Here is a 19888-nt window from a genome sequence, read left to right as displayed (position 1 = left end):
TTTAAACCGTTATTCCTTTAACTTCTTTGATCAATTCCAAGATAGGTTGGGGTATTTCTCCACAAAAATGATCTGATCCCCGCTCAGATCTAGTACCAAAAAGGGCGGCGTAATACAACATGCCTTCGGGACTAATGCTAACTGACAGTATCCAGCGAGGATTACTGTACCACTCTAGAGTTAAATGCCCATCTGGTTCAGCCCCAACAGAGGGCAAGGGGTAGCCTAGAGGTAGTGACTCAATAAACCAGTAAGCATTAAATAAAGTTTTTTCTTGAACTGCAAGGGCGTTATAACCATCCCAATCTGGTAATTGACATTCTTTCCAAAAAGCATATAGCTCGTTATAAGCTGATTGCTTCCCCAAAACTACAGACTGGTCAAAGTAACCTTTTTGCTTTTGGGTAGTTGCATCAATATAAGCAGCAGTTTCTGTATTTCCTCGTATAGCTGTAATCATGACTTAACTCCCAAAGTTATTTAAGGCGGTATTAGTTATATTACTGAAAAATATTTTATTTTTAAGCCAACGCATTTCCGCAAGTTGTTGGTTTAAATCCTCTTGAATACTAGAAACTGCATTTGTAAAGACATCAATATCGATAATCAACGCTTGCTCGCTTCCTGATCCAGTTTGATTGGGTTGAATAGTACGAACTAAGTTAATTTGATAGGGATAACCAGCAACTTTGTAATTATCTTGATAAAAAAACGATTCTGGGGAAAGTTCTAGTCCAGAAAGTCTATATGGCTCACTTTTGAGATAGGTTGAGATTGACTCATCTTGTTTTAAAAGAATTCGGTTAATGAATCGGACTCCTAATCGGCGGATCGCAGGTGGCTCTGCTAATTCTACAAAAACATCCCATACCCGCAAGGCTTCAGTCTTAAAGTTTTCCCAACTTTCATAGGATTGAACTCTACTAAAAGCAATTCCAGTATGGGTAAATTGAGCTACATAATTTTTGGGGCTATCTTCAAGCCTAAAGCCATTCCATTGTGTATGCTGTGAAAATTGAGACCTATCATCAGGTACGCCTTCTATCTTAAATTCTATGCCATATTGAGGCTGAATAATGGGGTATTCAGGCAATCGATTGGTTAGCTTATCCTTTAATGATATTTGCTCTAACGGCTTATTAGCATGAGCTTCCCAATGAATTACAGCCTCAAGAATAGGTGAATTGGTTAAGTTCGGAAATTCTTCACTAAGATTGATAGCAAATTGAGATGGCGCAAACATAATAACTTTTTAATTTTTAGAGATGCAATATATCAACTTGATTTGGGTGAACAAGTCTACAGTATATTTTTTAAACTACCACAGGTTTTGTGAACAATCGCTAATTTACAAATCAGCACAAATAAACGAATATTTTTAAGTTTTAACGATTTTTCATGACCCTTTCAATATCACGCTTGTCATCGCGTTTTTTCATGTCATCGCGCTTATCGTGGAGTTTCTTTTGGCGTACTAGGGCTAAATCAACCTTAATCCATCCATCTTTTTGATAGACCTTGAGGGGTACTAGCGTCAAACCCTTTTGCTGCACAGCCACAATCAACTTGCGGATTTCATCTTTATGTAACAGCAAACGACGGGTGCGAGTTGGCTCATGGTTAAAATACACGCTAGTCGTATGGTGTGGGGCAATATACATATTCAGCAGCATGATCTGCCCTTTCCGCACAATGCCATAGGCATCACGTAGATTTGCTTTCCCCCCTTTAATTGATTTAACTTCCGTGCCAAGTAGCTCGATCCCAGTTTCATGGGTTTCGAGAATTTCGTAATTAAATCTAGCTTGCCGATTTTCGGCGAGTACACGATAGTAATTTGCCATTTATTCCCATTAATACTGTCTAATATCCTGATGTAACTTCTAATAGCTTCCATTCTGGACTGTCACAGAATGCTTTAGAAACACGATCAGAGATTCCATGACAGTAATTATTAATCCGAAGTGGCAGTTCGGCATTCTTGGTAACGCTAGTCAATTTTGCCTGATTGCCCTCAATCTCAGAACGATGGATCAAGACCTCTACCGTAACCATTTTGGCGAATGACGCATTAGTCTCGATTTCTTGGGCAATCACATAGTCATCAGTTTCATAGGTAATTACCAAGCTACAAGACTCCAACGTTTTGATAATCGTTGAATGTAGGTTTTCGGGAGCGATTTCAACTAAGAAATGTTGAGTGTATCTAGCCATAAATCATCAAAACAACTGGTTCGGCTAGCAGTTTACTAGTCCTTGTCTACAAACTATCTCTAAAAGCTATAGGCCTATCATGTACTATGCCGTTTTTTGACATTAGCACTTTTTAATTTTAGTTATTAGGGCTTACAGCTTATCCATCATAAACCAAGGTGTCATTAAATCGTTTAATCCTAAAGCATGAGCAGCAACATTATCAAAACCCAAATAAATGAAGGCGGCGCGAAGCGCCGCCTTCATTTATTTGATAAGCAAAACTTACAAAACCCAAATATGGGAAGTGACGCAAAGCATCACTTCCCATATTTGGGTTTTGTGTTTTACTTGTAAGGCGATCGCTATATATTTGTGACAAAAATGGTGTAATCGGATGATTGGTCAATTACTTGATGGACGCTACCGCATTGCTAGCAAGTTGGGTGAGGGTGGATTTGGTCATACTTATTTAGCCCATGATACGCGCATCCCGAATGAGCCGCTTTGTGTGGTCAAACATCTCAAACCTGCTAGTAGCGATCGCGAATATTTAAAGGTGGCGAGTCGCTTGTTCACCAGTGAAGCGCAAACCCTTGCTCAATTAGGTAGTCATGATCGCATACCTCGTTTGCTGGCTTATTTTGAACAGGCTGGGGAATTTTATTTGGTAGAAGAGTTTATCGAGGGGCGATCGCTAGAACTAGAGTTGGTACGCGGCTATCGGCTCAGTGAAACCTTAGTTATGCAGATCCTTGATGATTTATTAAGCATTTTGGAATATACCCATAGTCATGGGGTAATTCATCGTGATATTAAGCCAGACAACATTATTCGCCGTAAATCCGATGGCAAATTAGTATTAATCGATTTTGGGGCGATCAAACAGGTTCAAAATCAGTTAAATCAAGAGGGAGCCACGATCGCTACTGTAGCGATCGGGACTTTGGGATATATGCCTAGTGAGCAAGCTCAAGGTAAACCTCGCCCCAATAGTGATTTGTATGCGCTGGGAGTGATTGCCATTCAAGCCCTGACAGGTTTGCCACCCCGTGAATTGCAAGAAGATTATCAAACAGGAGAATTAATCTGGCAGCATCTTGTGCCAAATAAGTCGGGATTAGTCGATGTATTAGCCAAGATGACGCGCTATCACTACAAAGATCGCTATGAATCAGCTTTAGAAATTCGTAAGGTTTTGGCAAACCTAGACGATCGCCACTTGCCAACTCAACCAGTAAGTAACTCCGCTAATGGGCTTCAGTCCACGATTGTGGGTCTCAATAACAATCAAAACAACAATCAAAACAACAATCATAATTTGCATACGGAAGTCTTACCCCAAGTAACTCCCACAGTCCCACCGACAGAAGTATATACGCCAGCGATCGCGCCCCCACTGATTCAACAACCACCAATCCAACCATTACCACCAGCTACTCAAACACCTACACCCATAAATCGCGCTCCATCTCATGAACCATTGTCTCAGCAGACTGTACAGGTTTACGCCCCAATTCAAGCTGATCATAATGATGGTAGTGGTAGTAATAAAGGTTTATGGATTGCTGTATGGGGCGGAGCCTTTGCCATCGCGATCGCGATCGGCGCTTTGATGGCAACACGTTCATCCACTCCCACCACAAATACTGCCAATAACTCCACTCCTAATAAAGCTGCCGTTACCCAAAGTCCTAGCAAAACTCCCGTAGCTAGTCCTAGTCCATCCGCTTCTATCGAACCTACCGTTATTCCCACCCCAACTTCTGCACCCACGGCAGTGCCTAGTCCGACCCCAACTACTTCTCCCAAAATCCAAATTACACCTTTGTCTGAGACTGATGCTGTAGACATCGTAAATAATTTGGTAGCTAGCAAAAATCAAATGTTTGCCCCACCCTTTGACCGTAAGTTGCTGGCTGAACTAACTACAGGGGAAGCCTATGAAAAACGCAAAGGAGCGATCGACTGGTTAGAGCAGAATAATGCTTTTTATCGCTATGGTGAATTTACGGTGAGTCGGGTTGGAGCATTTGGTATTCAGGATAATCAAGCCAATGTAACCGTAGAAATTTTTGAAAGTCCAACTCTATATGTCAATGGCAAAATCGATCGCACTCAGTCGCAGCCATCAAGGGGACGATATGTTTGCACCCTGAGTTTTGAAAATGGCAAATGGAAAATCGCTAATCTGACAAAAGTAGATTAAAGATGGGGCGGCTTCGCCGCTCCATCTTTAATCTACGGCGAAGCACTATAAATTAATTTCAGGGCAAATTGTGGGCATAGTAAGAATAGGGTATTAAGGCAAGTCGGCTTTCTGATATTTCTATTTAAATGATTGGGGCTTTGCTATGTTGTACAGATCAAACGTTTTAATGACTGTAAAAAGCGATCAAGAAGGTGGCTTTCTGGGGGCGCTCGAGCAGTCTACTCTACCACTGCAAAATACTGTCGGCGTGAGCCTACTTCTGGTCTTACTATGGGGAGCGATCGGCGCAACTGCCTACCATTATTGGCAATTACAAAAAAATCGTCAACAACTAAAGATCGAGAGACTGAAAACCCATGAACTCGCCAAAAAGCTAAAACTAGCTCTGCATACAATTGATGAGCATGAACGCAATCCTGATTTGATTCATTCCCGTGAGTTCAATCTAGATTATCTCAGCATGAGAATGGAAGAACCTCATTTTTGTGAAATTATCTTGGCGCAAATGAAGGTCAACCTCCGCCAAAAAGTTGCACCTGCACTAATGCCTACTGAAGAAGACAGTGGTACGGTTCGCAAGGTCGATGTGATTTTTGATGTGTCTTATCAGCCTGAACATCATGATGACTCACAAATTCGCACCCTATTTCGTATCCATGTCAAGCTAGCGAAAATCCCCACCCATGGTTCGCAGAGCATTCTCAAAGATTTGGCGACTGGGCTAGAAAGTTTTGTGGTTGCCTCAGATGTAAATCGGAATTGGCAACCTACGATTCAGGGACGGCTAGCGGTGATTAGTTGGGATCAAACGGCGAAACCAACACCGTTATTAGTGATCGAGCAAACTAATGAAGGTAAAAATGTGCTGATGCGGAACAAGCGTCTAGCCCAATCTAAAATATAAAAAAGGAGGCGCTTTGCGCCTCCTTTTTTATATTTTAGATTGCAAAGCGTTTTCGTTAGGTAATCGTATAACTACCAAGAATTTTAAGATTTTCAGTGACGGCTTGTAGTTCTTGTAGAGCTTCACTGAAGTTAGGATCATCGATGGGGGCTTCAATGTCGATGAAGAAAATATACTCACCCAGCGATCGCTTGGTCGGACGTGACTCAATCCGACTCATGTTAATTTGGCGATCGGCGAATACTAACAAAGGTTTAACAAGAGCGCCCGGCATATTCCGTTTCAGGCTAAAGGCAAGGGATGAATGTGTGCCTCTCGTGGTGGGTGAAGTGCGTCCTAGTACTAAAAAACGAGTGCAGTTATCAGGTTGATCATTAATTGGATATTGCAGAATTGGTAAATCGTAAATTTCGGCGGCTCGTTGTGAGGCGATCGCTGCCACGGTCACATCTTTAGCCACAATATGCAAACCATCGGTTGTAGAGTCACTGGCTATTTGCTGCACAGTGGGTAAATGATGATCCAGCCATTGCTGACATTGAGCTAAACCTTGAGGATGGGAATAGACCACTTTAATATCGTCAAGATTTTGGGCGCGGGTAATCAAAGCATGGGCGATTGGCATAACGATCGCCTGTTGGATTTGTAATGACTCCGATTGCCAGAGGCTATCGAGGGTCATGGTTACCCCACCTTGAATTGAATTCTCGACAGGGACAACGGCTACATCCACATGCCCCTGCTCGGCAGCATTAATCGCTTGGGGAATCGTAGGATAGGGACACATTCGCGAATGATCATGCTCTAAGTCGGGATGGCTAAGCTGTAAATATTGCAAAGCTGCCATTTCTGAATATGTACCTGCGGGACCAAGGTAAGCAACCGTTGTCATGATTAGGGTTTCGCGATTGAGTAGGGAACCAGATTTTTAGTGGCGCGGCTTCGCCGCGCCACTAAAAATCTGGTTCCTTATTTTACTGTCCCTTAGTGCAGATAATCTCCTATACCGAAGAGGAGAGGCTTTGCGTTCCCTCTTTATCTAGTTCATTTACTTCCAATACCTCTGATGCAGGCAAATGAGACTTACGATCAAGCAACATATAAGTATCCATTTCACCTCTTCCTTTGACAAATATTTTGCCCCGATGCCAGAAGGCATATTTATCTTTGAGTAACTCATAGGTAGCTTGCGTAACTTGAATGCCTCCCGCTAAACCATGGGATTCCATGCGACTAGCAACATTGACCGCATCACCCCAAAGATCATAAATAAATTTGCGGATACCGATCACTCCAGCCACAACTGCACCCGTATTAATTCCGATTCGCAAACGGAAGGCGGTATCGTCCCCACGTTTAAAATTAGAGATAGATTTTTGCATAGCTAATGCCATCTCGGCGATCGCTTCGGCATGGTCAGGTCGGGCTGTGGGCAATCCACCAACTACCATATAGGCATCACCAATGGTTTTGATTTTTTCTAATCCCAACTGATCGGCAAGCAGATCAAAAGAAGAGAAAATGCCATTGAGCATGGTCACTAAGTCATTGGGTGAAACTTGTGTCGAGAGAGCCGTAAAGTCCACAATATCCGCAAACAATATGGAGACATTATCTGACCTTGAGGCGATCGCATTATTACCAATCTTCAGTTGATTGACAATCTCTTTTGGCAAGATATTTAGTAGTAAATTTTCCGACTTTTCTTGTTCCGCTTTGAGCGCTTGTTCGGCAAGTTTCCGTTGCGTAATATCTTGAACCAGTCCCTCAAAGGAAATGAAGTTACCTTCCTGATCATAGTTAGCTCTAGCATTAATCAAAATCCAAATGATACTGCGATCGCTCTTATAGACAAGCGCTTCAAAACTAGCCACCGAGCCTTCATTGGCAATTTGATGTAAGAATTCTTGATAACGTTTCGGTTCTGTAAACAGACGATATGGATCTAACGCAACCGCAGTAAGTAGTTCTGTGGGAGTTTCATAGCCATAAATATTCGCAAGGGCTGGATTAGCATTGATATAACATCCATCTGCTTGGGCTTGAAAAATGCCTTCGATCGCATGTTCAAAAATGCTGCGATACTTCTCTTCCGCTTGACGCAGAGATTCTTCAATTTGCTTTTGATGACTAATATCAATAATCACCCCATCCCAGACTGTATCACCTTGGTCATTGCGATGGGGCTGAGAGATAATGCGTACCCACTTAACTTTCTCAAACAGACTAGAGACTCGATATTCATGCTCAAAGGTCATCAGTTCTTCGGCAGATCGGCGTACCATCTCATTGAGTTCCGCACGATCTTCAGGATGCGCCATATCGAATACCCATTCCAAATGCTCAGTGAACTCTTCGACGGATATGCCAAAGATTTCTTGCGTACGGGGGCTGATGTAAGGCATAGAGACAGCACCATCAGGATGTAAAACTGCGCGATAGACTACCCCTGGGACGTTATCGGCGATCGCTGAAAATCTCTGCTGACTTTCCCGTAATAGTATTTCCGCTTGCTGACGATCCGCCGCTTCGTTTTGTAACCGTCTGATCGTTTTCTGTAATTGCAGCGTGCGTTGTTCAATCCGCTGCTCCAGTAACTCATTAGCATCCCGTAAAGCCCCTTCCACATTTAACAAATCCGCCTGTGTCTTGAGCAATCTCTGATTTGCTTTAAACATCTTCGACATCACCGCACGGGTAATTTCAGGAGCGAGTTGGTTGCGTCCTTTACCTTGCCCTCTTCCTAATAGCTCCGCGATCGTAAACTCCAATTCCTGAGCATCTTTTTCCAGTTGCCAGCTTTGCTGAATGCCTTGCGTAATATCCGCAAGTATCTCAATAACCACGGTAGATGTGGAGGGATGTAGCTCTTCTACCCCCAACCAAGGCATCGGTTTAATCGGATCAACGGTATATAAAATTTCAAACTTGCCTGTGGGAGCAATTTCCGCAACTCGACAAGCTGTCCAAATATGATGGTTGCGATCGCGGACGATTTTACCAGCAGGCGAAGTAAAGCTCTGTCCATAGGCCGCTTGACGTACTGGAATCACATCAAAAGTTTGAGCAGCTTCAACTGCTTGTTTCCATAAAAAAACTTGAGTGTAAGCCGCTTGCATCACGACATTAACAGTTGGTGTTGGCGATCGCTCTACCCCAAACCAAGTTGCGTATTTACGTAAAAAATCTTGATTGTGAGCCGTATCTAGACTTTGGAAATAGTTAGAGCTAGCCAGATGTCCAGCGATCACCACAGGATTATCTAGGCTATCCCAGAGATACCGCAGTTCCAGATCGGTTAAGCGCAATGATAGAACGGGGATTTCGTCAGACTTAATTCCAGCTTCGGCATACTGTTGTAAAAAAGCAACGGAGTTCTGGGGAGATAGGGTGCTAATTACTACAGAAGGCGCAATATGCTTAATTTTGGCAATACTTTCTTGATAGTTAGATATTTCACGGGTAATATAGTCCTCACATAGTAATAAGCCATTTTGCTGCTTAATTTGAGCGCGAATAATCTTATTAACTGTGCGTGAGTAAATACCATCTGTACCAATTAAGTAAATGCGATCGCCTTTGTGTTGCAACAACCAATTAATCGCTGGTTGGATAACTTGATTAGGACATGCACCTGTATAAAAGATATTTTTTGAGCATTCTAGTCCCTCGTAATAATAGGGATACCAAAGTTGAGCTTGATGCTTTTCAAGGACGGGAATTACCTGTTTACGAACCGAAGATAAACCACAACCAAATAAATTTTTGATCTCCAGTTCATTCAATAAAGATCTCGCTTGTGCCGCAATGCTGTGATCAGTAGTCACAATATCAATCACGATCGGATCAATATTTTTTCCTAATATGCCTCCTGATTGATTAATTTCCGCGATCGCCATCAAGGTCGCATCTTTAACCAGTGCCTCACTATTGCCCAGACCAACACTCGGAAATTGCATCACTCCAATTTGCATGACTTCAGTCCTACTACCTGCAATATTTAAGGACTTAGCCTCTCGATTCATTGGTCGATACTCCCTCTACCTTAAGCTGGACATCTTTAGCAAGATATGGCGCTTTTCACTTACTAATTTTGATGTTCTCTAAAAAAGTTAGCGACAGATCTATCATTTATATTTAAACAATTATTTTTAAACAATTATTAAACAAATTGCCAAGAGCTAAATAACACCTCCTAAATCTAGCTTGATTGCTCTGCAAATATGTTCGGCGAAATGGCTCAAAATCCAGATATAACATCCTTAAATAGAGTATGAGAGTGCGCCCAAAAGGGATACACCCCCATACTCTATTTATAGTGGTTTTCATTTTGTATACAGTAAAATGAAAACCCAAAACCCTTACTCTGATTGTTTTCTGTTTTACAAATGAGTATGTACTCATTTGTAAAACTCGATAAGCAATTATCAACCACGGTTAATAGTTGCAGTATTCGCAAAAGAGTTTGGTACAAAGTAACATACAGCATTATTAATTGACTGATGCAAAGCCAACAAAACCTCAGCTTTAGCTGTATCTAAATTGTCTAAATCCAAACTCAGACAATCATGCAAACTCAGGTTTGTAAATCGATTTTGGAGCCAATTAATTTCGGCGATCGCTGACTTGGTAATGATCAAGATTGGTAAACTTGATAGCGTCTCTAAATGGCTAATATCTTCCAGACACTTTAACAAAACTTGATTATCACCATCCAGCAGAAATAAATCTGGCTGCCAAATTTTGGATAATACATCTGCTTGAGGCAAGTCTTCCGCTTCTAGTAAGCTATGACCAAGGTCGTGCATTAATTCAATTACACCCTCTTCCAAATTTTGATTTAAGTATAAGAACTTGAGAGATTTTGGACTAGCCACATAGTTAGGCAGAAATACACTCAATTCGGCAGCTTTGATCGGCTTGAGCAATATTCCATCAGCTTGATGCGAATTAATTTTGGGTTCATCGGCTCGTTTCATCATCACCACTCGAATATGCTGGGTTACCGAATCTCCCTTGAGCAAGGCTAACACATCCCAACCCGACAACATTGGCACATCTGGACTCAACAAAATTAGACAAGGTTGCAACCGCCTTGCTTTTTCTAGAGCCTCAGTTCCCGATCGCGCAATTACTACTTGATAATTGAAATCCGCCAGAGTATTTCTCAGCCAGTCTAAAACCTCCGTAGAAGTTTCGACAATCAATACTAAGCGACCATGACTGATATCCATCCGTCGCTCAAGCTGCTCAAATTGGACATGATCATGATTGAAGCTATTCTCAGGTGGCAACAAAATTGTAAACTGACTGCCCACATCTACCTGTGAAACAAAGGTAATATCACCACCATGTAAACGCGCTAGATGTCTGGTTAAGAGCAAGCTGGAGCCAGTACCTTCAAAGCGGCGAGTCAGGACATTTTCCACCTGTTGAAATTTTTGAAATACTAAACTTTGTTTCTCTTCAGGTATACCAATCCCTTGATCCCAGACCGTGATGGCGAGCCAGCCTTCCCACCACTTCACCGTCACTCCTATTTGCGGCGAAATAGATGGTACATCATCCACCAATTCCGATGGCAAAAAACTAAATTTAAAAGCATTGGAAAGCAGATTGACGAGCATTTGCTGCAATCTCGTTTCATCAGCATAAATTGTCTGTACCGTTGGATCGATATCTAGGTGAATGTCTAACTCCCATCCTTCTTCAAAGTTATAGTTGCGAAAAATCGTAGAATCCTGTTGAACCAACTTCTTCGCTTGCTGAATGCTTTTTTGACAAATCTCTTTGACAGAAACAGTCTCAGCATATAGTTCTAGTTGCCCCGACTCCGCTTTAGCAAGGTCAAAAATATTATCAATTATCGAAACCAATTGCCGACCACTTTGATGAATCATCTTCACATAGCGACTCTGACGTTCATTCAGTTCGCCAAAGGTGTTGTTGCTCAATAAACTCGCAATCCCAATTACTGAGGTTAACGGTGTTTTTAGCTCATGATTAATACAGGTCAAAAATTCATCTTTGACCCGACTTAGTCCCGATAACTCTTGAGCCAGATTTTTTTGGGCGGTAATGTCGTAGGCGATCGCCAGATCTAGCCCTTGCAAACTACCCTGCAAAGCCACACTAATCACTTGCCATGTAAACGAGGCCCCATCCGTAGTGCAGAACTGGTGGGTTACGGGTAGCTTTGGCTCTAGTACTTGGGGACTATGATCAACCTGACCATTTGTTGTAGATCCATTTGTTGTAGATATAGACGTATTTGAGATATGGCTACCAGTCTCAGCTACTGGCATAACTGGGATAGCTGTCACAGCCTTACTAGGTATACTCTCGTATAAGCTATTGCGCCATGCGGCATTCATCCCCACGATCGCTCCATCGCGATCGCTGACCATCACAGGCAGAGGCAATTGATAGATCAAGGGCAGTAACAACGAGGTTACTGACGGACTTTGATTTTTGTCTTCTTGTACTAGCGATCGCAATAGGCTTGAGACCTCCAAGAGTGCGGTAAATTTGCCATTGCTGTCCACCAAAGCCCAAGTTTCTGCTGAATGCCGATATTGTGAGATTCTCTGTAAAAAATCGGCGATCGTCATGGCGATCGAAATCGCAGGTAATGGCTCAAGATCAATGTCTTCTAAGGCGATCGATGGCGCAGAAAATGTATAACCATCTACTGATTTAGATTGCCAATTTAATAAACATCGTGCATTAAACAAACCCTGTGGCAGATCATTTTGATCCACCACCACCACATTAGACCATCCTTTTTGAAGAAGGGCTATTGCTTTAGCAGTATCAGTGGGTAGTCGGCAAATTGCTACAATCGACTGTCCATATATCTCTAAAGACTGATTTAAGATGAGGGAGTCCATATGCTGAAACCCTTTTGGATTATGTTTAATAAGTGGTGTTTGTCACTAACAGCCTATAAATTTTTATATATAGTACAATCACCAATCTCACATGATTTCGCTATTTAAGTGCGAAAATAAAGCTTAAGATAAAATTCAAGTCATTATCAACCACCAATAGCCCGTGCCTGTTCTGTCCAATCTACAAGTATGCTGTTTGGTGGCCGAAGCTAATGTCAACCAAACCAAATCTACTCTCGCAAAGCATTTGCCAGAGGATCGATACACCATTACGGTTGTTTCCGAATTAGAAGCACTTGTAAGTTTATTAACAAAAACTCAAAATGCCCAAGATTGTCTAGTTATATTTAAAAATGTGATCCGCGATGTCGAAGCTGTCATCGATCACCTTGGTATGTTAAACATTTTCATACCCACCATACTAGTTCTAGAAGATCTTGATGAACAAAGCGACCCTCTCTATGAACAAAGCGAATCAAAGGACTTTTATCGAGCTAGTATCAGTATCAATTTTGATCAGATTCAAGATCTGCCAACAATTATTGATCAGGCGATCGATACTTTTATCAAGATTTCGCCACAAGTTAGACATCAAGTCTATGTCAATATTCCGCACAGTGCGGCTTCTGAATCTTTAAGTGTCCAACAACAGCGATTAGCTAGAAAGCTTAATGAAAGATTGGGGTATTTGGGGGTGTATTACAAACGCGATTCACGATTATTTCTCCGCAACCTATCGCCTGAAGATAGGAAAGAGTATATCGATCGCTTAAAAAACATTTATCGGTCGATCATCCTCGAGTACTTTCTCGAAAAAAATGACAATTTAAATCAAAATATCGATGAATTTGTCAATCTCTCCTTTTTTGCCGATATTTCCGTATCACAGGTTCTAGAAATTCATATGGAACTGATGGACGAATTTGCTAAGCAATTAAGATTAGAAGGTCGAAATGATGAAATTTTACTAGATTATCGAATTACACTAATTGATATGATTGCCCACCTATGTGAGCTATATCGTCGATCTATCCCACGATCTTAAAAGCAGCCATGTAATTGTGTTGCTGACTCTTTTCGCCAGCAACACAATTACTCAAATAATTTCAAAATATCTTTAGAGCTCATCAAGCTGCTTTACCTGAATATTCACAAGATTAAAGCGACTTAATCTAATTCAAATCTTGAAACCCTGCCTATATTTTGTCTAAACTTTGTCTATGTTCATCTATCTCCCCATAGTAGGTATTCCTAAAAAGGTAAGGATAGGCGGCGCTTCGCACCACCTTACCCATAAAAATTGTAGGACTACCCCATAGTAAATGCAAAGATTTATTTTCTAGAAGTTTAAGAGATACGTTATAAATAGCCGACGCAACCACAATTAATGAAATGATTCGTAAAACCTACGTCCTAAAACTCTACGTCGCAGGCAACACGCCAAACTCAGTGCGGGCGCTGAAGATGCTCAACGATATCCTTGAGAAAGAGTTTCAAGGAGTTTATACATTGAAGGTCATTGATGTGCTTAAAAACCCACAACTAGCTGAAGAAGATAAAATCCTAGCTACTCCTACCCTAGCAAAGGTTTTACCACCACCAGTTAGAAAAATAATTGGCGACCTATCTGATCGAGAGAAGGTATTAATCGGACTAGATTTACTATATGAGGAATTAATTGGCAATGACTAGCTCATCAATTGAAAAAAATAACGACAGCAACGATACTAAAAGACAAGAGCTAGGTGTGCAGAAGTTACGCACCATGATTGAGGGGTTAGATGATATCACTCATGGGGGGCTACCCAAGGGGCGATCAACTCTTGTTAGTGGTACATCTGGTACTGGAAAAACTTTATTAGCAATGCAGTTTCTTTATAACGGCATTACAGGGCTGGACGAGCATGGCGTATTTGTTACCTTTGAAGAGTCGCCATCTGACATTATCAAAAATGCTCATAGTTTTAATTGGGATCTCCAAGAGTTAATCGATCAAGGTAGATTATTTATCCTCGATGCTTCACCTGATCCTGAAGGTCAAGAAGTAGTTGGCGATTTCGATCTATCAGCCCTAATTGAACGCATTCAGTATGCAATTATCAAGTACAAAGCTAAGCGGATCTCGATCGATTCGATGACGGCAATCTTTCAGCAGTATGACTCACTAGGCTTAGTCCGACGTGAAATTTTTCGGATTGTGGCGCGTCTCAAGTCCCTTGGTGTAACCACAGTCATGACCACCGAGCGCGAATTAGAATATGGACCCGTGGCAAGATTTGGGGTAGAAGAATTTGTTTCTGATAATGTCATTATTTTAAGAAACGTCCTTGATGGAGAACGTCGCCATCGTACTGCCGAAATTCTCAAACTGCGTGGTACAACCCACATGAAGGGCGAATTTCCATTTACAATGACCACTAAAGGAATTAACATTTTCCCTCTAGGGGCAATGCGGCTTACCCAAAAATCATCTAATACCAGAGTCTCTTCAGGTATCACTACGCTTGATGAAATGTGCGGCGGAGGCTATTTCAAAGACTCAATTATCTTGACCACAGGAGCTACGGGTACTGGCAAGACTTTAATGGTCAGTAAGTTTATTGAAAATGGTTGCGAAAATGGCGAACGGGCAATCTTGTTTGCCTATGAAGAGTCTCGCCAACAGCTTACGCGCAATGCTTCATCTTGGGGAACTGATTTCGACAAATGGGAAAGTTCTGGCTTATTAAAAATTATTTGTGTTTACCCTGAGTCATCTGGTCTAGAAGATCATCTACAGGTAATTAAGTCTGAAATTGAGTCCTTTAAGCCATCTCGAATTGCGATCGATTCTCTTTCGGCTCTAGCTAGAGGTGTCAGCAACAATACCTTCCGTCAGTTCGTGATTGGCTTAACTGGCTATGTTAAGCAAGAAGAAATTACTGGCTTATTTACGAATACAACCGATCAGTTCATGGGTTCGCATTCAATTACTGAGTCACATATTTCGACGATTACAGACACAATTATTCTGTTGCAATATGTTGAAATTCGTGGACAAATGTCGCGTGCGGTCAATGTATTCAAGATGCGGGGATCGCGCCATGACAGCCGTATTCGTGAATATGTTATTACCGATGAAGGGGCACAAATCAAGGATTCATTCCAAGGATTTGAGCGGATTTTAAGTGGTTCACCAACAAGAGTATCTGTGGATGAAAAATCAGAACTGTCACGGATCATTCGCGGTGTATCCGTTGAGCCTTTGGAATAACAAAGGAGCGCGTTGCGCTCCTTTGTTTTAGCAGCCTAGAGATTCGCGGGTATCAACACCTGTTTTCGAGTTTGTGCCAGAAGCGTTAATACAAAGTTTCTTTAATTGCTGCACATCTATCAATGCATTGGTGAAGTCAGTACCTGTGACATCCACACCATCAAAGGTCGATCGCAACATATTGGTATCAGCTAAGATTGCGTCACTCAGATCGACATTCTTAAATCTAGTGACGTAAGCTATTCCTGAACTAAAATCACTCCCATGTAAATTCGCTCCATCTAATAAAACGCCGTTGAAAAGTGCGCCACGCAAATCAGCATTGGTAAAATTAGCATTTTTTAAAGTCACACTTGTAAATTCAGCTCTAATTAAGTTTTTCCCAGAGAAATCCTCTCCTTCGGCTTTGTTGAGAATTGATCCAGTCACACTGGAGGAGCTAGCGGCTTGTACTGGCAAAGGGCTTAAAAATAAAACAGTTGCTAGGATAATGCTGGTGATGAATCGCCAATATTTCATGATTTATTGAGAATAAGTTAGGATAGTTTGTCTTTTGTTAATAACTATTAAATCTCAATTATAGTCAGCCGTGTTAACTGTTCCTGCACAAAACCCAAAAGGCGACGCGTTGCAACGCGTCGCCTTTTGGGTTTGAGCGCAAAGCGCTGTAGTTCGAGCTTTGCTATAGCAATGTTAGTTTTGCTTAGGACATAAACCCAAAAAGATGAGTGGCGGCGCTTCGCGCCGCCACTCATCTTTTTGGGTTTGATTTGTCTAGCTATCTCTTGCGTTGCTATATAAATTAAAAAGGCTTCCAGTCGGGCGATCGCAGCATCTTGAAATGTTCGAGACGATAGTGGAAGTAACTATCATCAAGTTTGCTGTGATTATGCACGATCGCCGACTTGACACTGATTGCCCATGACCAGATCTGCGCGACTTGCATTAAGGGTTGCATACATTTCAACTCAATGTCCTCAAGGGGCTGGGCTGATTGATAACCATGTAAAAAAGCTTTGCGGACGCTAGGACTGATACCTGCTTGCAAAGTAACTTGCAAAAATTTGGCAATATCAAACGATCGCCAGCCATAACCACATTGATCAAAATCAAATAGGGTGATCTCATTGGTTTCCGTAAAATGCACATTACCACTATGCGGATCACCCCAGCAGACGCTCCAAATGGGAAATTCTTTGGGTAAATGATGGATTTGTTCTTTGATTTGGGCGATCGCCTCATTCATATAGGATCTGGCTGAGCCACGCAAAAACGGTGACAGTTCTCGTAAGGAGTCATCTAGCAAATATTCGATCGTCAAATGGGGACGATCAACATGACAGTGAAAATTTTGGGCTGTATTGTGCAGCTTGGCTAAGGTTTCCCCTAATCTTTGAGCCTGTACTTTATTTAGATCCCCAACAGCCACTTGACCTGTAGCGTAGGTAAATAATGAAGCATAGCGTTTACCCTCAAGGGCTGGAATTTCGATCGCTAATTGTCCATCATTGGTGGTGAGGGGATAGGCTACGGGAATATAATTTTTATGTAAAAACGCTAATAATTCTAGTTCAAATTCAATTTCAGCCTTAGATCGCCAATGGGCATGGGAAACTCGCAATACATAACGGCGATCGCCTGCTTCCACTAGATAGATATCGCTCAGCCCCCGCATCCAAAATACACAACTAGTAATTTCACCCACGGCATAGCGGGATAAGACACGATCTACCAATGCTTGCGGCGCAAGGGTGGAATAGGTAATGGGGAAAATATGGTGGTCAGACATACTGGGGAAATGCTTTAAAGACCAATCCGCGACAGGCATAGCGATCGATAAGTTGGTGAATTTTTAGCGTTATCCAGATATATCGCAGAGCTGGGATCAAAAGTGTTTACCAAAAACCAAAAGTCGTTTTTTGTCAGTTGTTTTGGCATGATCTGAAGAGGTATCCTTAAATACTATGCAAGACTCCTCAACTCCCCAACCCAAAACATCCCCAACCGAAATCATTGTCAACGTTAGCAATGAAAATGTTTCGCGACGGGCGCGTGTGCGTGAACACGTTAATCCATTAGCTAAAAAATACAGCGTGGCGATCGCACCACCAGTCTGGACAGAAGTTTATGCTGATTGGTCAAAGCCCTTAAGTCTAGATATTGGCTCGGCAAGGGGACGTTATATTTTGCAAATGGCGCAACTTAAGCCAGATTGGAATTTTTTGGGTTTAGAAATTCGGGAGCCGCTAGTCGATCGCTGTAATGAGGTGCGTGATGAACTAGATTTAAAAAATCTGCATTATATTTTTTGCAATGCCAATGTGTCGCTAGCAGGACTATTAACTAAAGGCTCATTGCATGAAGTTACAGTCCAATTTCCCGATCCTTGGTTTAAGCGTCGCCAACAAAAACGCCGCGCCGTCCAACCTGAGTTAGTGGCAACTTTAGCGGAGTTACTTATGCCTAATGCCGATGTATTTTTGCAGTCTGATGTATTGGAAGTCGCTGAGGATATGCGCCAACATTTCGATGCCAATGATAATTTTATTAATCTCGCTGGGGCTGGAAATTTTGCCGATAGTTCGATTTTTCCTGAGCATATTCCCACCGAGCGCGAAAGTTCAGTAATCTCTCAAGGTCTGCCAGTTTATCGAGTTTATTTCAAACGAAAATAGACTGTTTCTCATAAAAAAAGGCGGTGCGAAGCACCGCTTTTTTTATTATTCATTGGGCTTCAGTGCATGAAACCCAATGGAATTGCCTTCTGTATCGAGAATCAGTCCGATAAAACCTGGGTCACCAATATCGGTTTTTGGCATATAAACCTTGCCGCCATTTGATTCTACCCGTTCGAGTGCTTGCTCTAGGTTCTCAACAGTACCCAGATTTAGGTAGATCAAAGTACCTGTCGCTGAAGGAGTTAATCGATCGCTTTTGACGATCGCGCCACCAACACTTTCTCGATCCATAGGAAAGAAAGCCTGTGGCTCTCCCATAAATTCTGCCTTTTGGATATCCACTGCCAGCACGGCGCTGTAAAAGGCGACTGCACGATCAAAGTCAGTCGCAGGGATCTCAAACCAGTTAATTGCATTCTGCATACAAATTCTTTCTGAGCGATAGGACTTCTAAAGGTTACTGCACTGCATATTGGGGGACAAGTTCCCTCAATACATCTTAATCTTTGAAAAGCGTACGAATATCTTTTAAGCAGTATTTAGAGTTTTAAAAGCTGTCTCCACAGCTTTTTCGCGCCATTCATGTAATACACGATCGAGGTAACTTGATTCTTTTACTACTTCATCATATTTAGTTTGAATTGGCTTAAGATGCGCGATCGCCGCATCAGTCAGTACAGTCTTAGAATCACCCCAACCGCGCCATGTCGCCGCTTCAGCTTGTACTTGCTCCTTAGTTTTGTTCGCGAAAATTACATATAAGCCGAGAAGATTATTCGCTTCAGGGCGATCGCAACATAGTAAGAATTCATTAACTTTGCATCAAAATTGATGTACGTGCTGTTGCTGCTCTTAACTCAGCTTCAACTAATTGATCTAGCTCTTGTTGTTGATTGATTGATAATTCTTGGTCTTGATCTCGTGCAAGTCTCCACAAGTCCATTAACTCAGATAGGCGTTTTTGTTGTTCCGCCCCAAACAATGAGTCAGGCTGAAAGCTTTGAATAAGAATGATCGCACTGAATTCTATTTCACCTAGTTGAGCCGTTAATGCGTCTAAAGCTTGCCCCGCAGTTTTGCCCTCAGAGTGTTTGTCACCTGCAAGGGCGCGATATGATTTTTCACCTTTAGGATCAGAAATTGGCAAAATTGATACGGTAGCCATGCTTTCATCTCAAAATTGTTGAACCAATCATAGCTTACTCAATAACATAAAGTTCATTGTCCTAGTTGTCTTGATTTCTCTATTGTTGCCCCATTTTCTAGCCATACGAGTGCATTTTCTTCTGGCTTATCAGGATTAACCCACATAATCTCATGTAATTCCTTTATGGATTTAGCGGCTTTATCAAATGGGTTTCTCGCTTTTTCGTCTAGAGAAACAACAATCTTATCAGTCGCGATCGCTGCTTCTAAAAGGTGGCAATCTTTCCACATTGTCTCTCGCGGTCTATCGCTTTCTGCAACTTTATCTAGTCTGTCTCTAAGTGCCTGATTAAAAGCTACATCTGCGCGGTATTCAACCTTTCTCTTAGCTACCATGCTCGAACGCCACTTTTTTGCATAGATTGATTGGTGCTTGTCCCATTCTTCTTTAATGTCATCTGTGAGTACCATGCGATGACAAATAGTTAGGACTGAGTTAAGGAAATCACGGCAATTTTTAGATGTAGGGAAAGTTGCATTGGGCGCACCACAAGATCTTGCGATCGAGGCATCAATCACTAATAACTTGGAGACTTTTGCTTTCTTCGACAT

At 41.9% G+C, this 19888-nt stretch carries 18 protein-coding genes; 6 read left to right on the top strand and 12 right to left on the bottom strand.

The annotated features are described in order from the left end of the window. Position 1: 1 nt before the first annotated feature. The 4 genes from B9G53_RS17665 to B9G53_RS17650 form a co-directional block, all read right to left on the bottom strand. Positions 2-460, bottom strand: a complete 459-nt coding sequence (locus tag B9G53_RS17665) for a hypothetical protein (RefSeq protein WP_094534643.1) — start codon at positions 458-460, stop codon at positions 2-4. 3 nt (positions 461-463) lie between these two features. Further along, positions 464-1243: a TIGR04255 family protein gene (locus B9G53_RS17660; protein WP_094534641.1), complete on the bottom strand. Its 780-nt coding sequence runs from the start codon at positions 1241-1243 to the stop codon at positions 464-466. A gap of 142 nt (positions 1244-1385) precedes the next feature. After that, on the bottom strand, positions 1386-1844 hold the full coding sequence (gene smpB, locus B9G53_RS17655) for an SsrA-binding protein SmpB (protein ID WP_094534639.1): 459 nt from the start codon (positions 1842-1844) through the stop codon (positions 1386-1388). A gap of 19 nt (positions 1845-1863) precedes the next feature. Next, complete coding sequence (locus B9G53_RS17650; protein WP_094534637.1) at positions 1864-2214, bottom strand: hypothetical protein; 351 nt, start codon at positions 2212-2214, stop codon at positions 1864-1866. Positions 2215-2590: 376 nt separating this feature from the next. On the opposite strand from B9G53_RS17650, the gene B9G53_RS17645 reads away from it, so the two are divergent. Then, positions 2591-4402, top strand: coding sequence for a protein kinase (locus B9G53_RS17645; RefSeq protein ID WP_094534635.1), 1812 nt, complete (start codon positions 2591-2593; stop codon positions 4400-4402). Between the two features lie 169 nt (positions 4403-4571). Then, complete coding sequence (locus tag B9G53_RS17640; RefSeq protein ID WP_254923704.1) at positions 4572-5309, top strand: hypothetical protein; 738 nt, start codon at positions 4572-4574, stop codon at positions 5307-5309. A gap of 55 nt (positions 5310-5364) precedes the next feature. Here the strand turns inward: B9G53_RS17640 and pheA are convergent, their stop codons facing one another. The 3 genes from pheA to B9G53_RS17625 form a co-directional block, all read right to left on the bottom strand. Beyond that, complete coding sequence (pheA, locus tag B9G53_RS17635; protein WP_094534631.1) at positions 5365-6201, bottom strand: prephenate dehydratase; 837 nt, start codon at positions 6199-6201, stop codon at positions 5365-5367. A 109-nt stretch (positions 6202-6310) separates the two neighbouring features. Next, the gene (locus tag B9G53_RS17630; protein WP_094534629.1) at positions 6311-9334 is read right to left on the bottom strand and encodes a transporter substrate-binding protein; all 3024 of its coding nucleotides are present in this window, start codon (positions 9332-9334) and stop codon (positions 6311-6313) included. Positions 9335-9736: 402 nt separating this feature from the next. Continuing rightward, a complete protein-coding gene (locus B9G53_RS17625; protein WP_094534627.1) occupies positions 9737-12199 on the bottom strand; it encodes an ATP-binding protein in 2463 nt (820 codons plus the stop codon). 163 nt (positions 12200-12362) lie between these two features. Between B9G53_RS17625 and B9G53_RS17620 the strand changes: the two genes are divergently transcribed. The 3 genes from B9G53_RS17620 (at position 12363) to kaiC (ending at position 15452) form a co-directional block, all read left to right on the top strand. After that, the gene (locus B9G53_RS17620) at positions 12363-13244 is read left to right on the top strand and encodes a circadian clock protein KaiA (RefSeq protein ID WP_094534625.1); all 882 of its coding nucleotides are present in this window, start codon (positions 12363-12365) and stop codon (positions 13242-13244) included. 347 nt (positions 13245-13591) lie between these two features. Further along, positions 13592-13891, top strand: coding sequence for a circadian clock protein KaiB (kaiB, locus tag B9G53_RS17615; protein WP_009626105.1), 300 nt, complete (start codon positions 13592-13594; stop codon positions 13889-13891). Beyond that, on the top strand, positions 13884-15452 hold the full coding sequence (kaiC, locus tag B9G53_RS17610) for a circadian clock protein KaiC (RefSeq protein ID WP_094534623.1): 1569 nt from the start codon (positions 13884-13886) through the stop codon (positions 15450-15452). The genes kaiB and kaiC overlap by 8 nt, the downstream gene beginning before the upstream one ends. Before the next feature lie 27 nt (positions 15453-15479). Here kaiC and B9G53_RS17605 read toward each other — a convergent pair whose 3' ends face one another. Together B9G53_RS17605 and B9G53_RS17595 are read right to left on the bottom strand one after the other, a co-directional pair. After that, positions 15480-15971, bottom strand: coding sequence for a pentapeptide repeat-containing protein (locus B9G53_RS17605; protein ID WP_094534621.1), 492 nt, complete (start codon positions 15969-15971; stop codon positions 15480-15482). Between the two features lie 283 nt (positions 15972-16254). Beyond that, a complete protein-coding gene (locus B9G53_RS17595) occupies positions 16255-17280 on the bottom strand; it encodes a homoserine kinase (RefSeq protein WP_094534618.1) in 1026 nt (341 codons plus the stop codon). 136 nt (positions 17281-17416) lie between these two features. On the opposite strand from B9G53_RS17595, the gene trmB reads away from it, so the two are divergent. Next, positions 17417-18127, top strand: coding sequence for a tRNA (guanosine(46)-N7)-methyltransferase TrmB (trmB, locus tag B9G53_RS17590; RefSeq protein ID WP_094534616.1), 711 nt, complete (start codon positions 17417-17419; stop codon positions 18125-18127). A 45-nt stretch (positions 18128-18172) separates the two neighbouring features. Here the strand turns inward: trmB and B9G53_RS17585 are convergent, their stop codons facing one another. The 3 genes from B9G53_RS17585 to B9G53_RS17570 form a co-directional block, all read right to left on the bottom strand. Beyond that, complete coding sequence (locus tag B9G53_RS17585) at positions 18173-18553, bottom strand: VOC family protein (protein ID WP_094534614.1); 381 nt, start codon at positions 18551-18553, stop codon at positions 18173-18175. Between the two features lie 388 nt (positions 18554-18941). Then, entirely contained in the window at positions 18942-19295 is a 354-nt protein-coding gene (locus tag B9G53_RS17575) for a hypothetical protein (protein WP_094534612.1), read from the bottom strand. Positions 19296-19348: 53 nt separating this feature from the next. After that, entirely contained in the window at positions 19349-19888 is a 540-nt protein-coding gene (locus tag B9G53_RS17570) for a hypothetical protein (protein ID WP_094534610.1), read from the bottom strand.

This window comes from Pseudanabaena sp. SR411, from assembly GCF_002251945.1.
In the GTDB taxonomy this organism is placed as follows: domain Bacteria; phylum Cyanobacteriota; class Cyanobacteriia; order Pseudanabaenales; family Pseudanabaenaceae; genus Pseudanabaena.
Note: the sequence above shows the minus strand (reverse complement) of the source record. Positions and strands in the feature narration are given on the sequence as shown.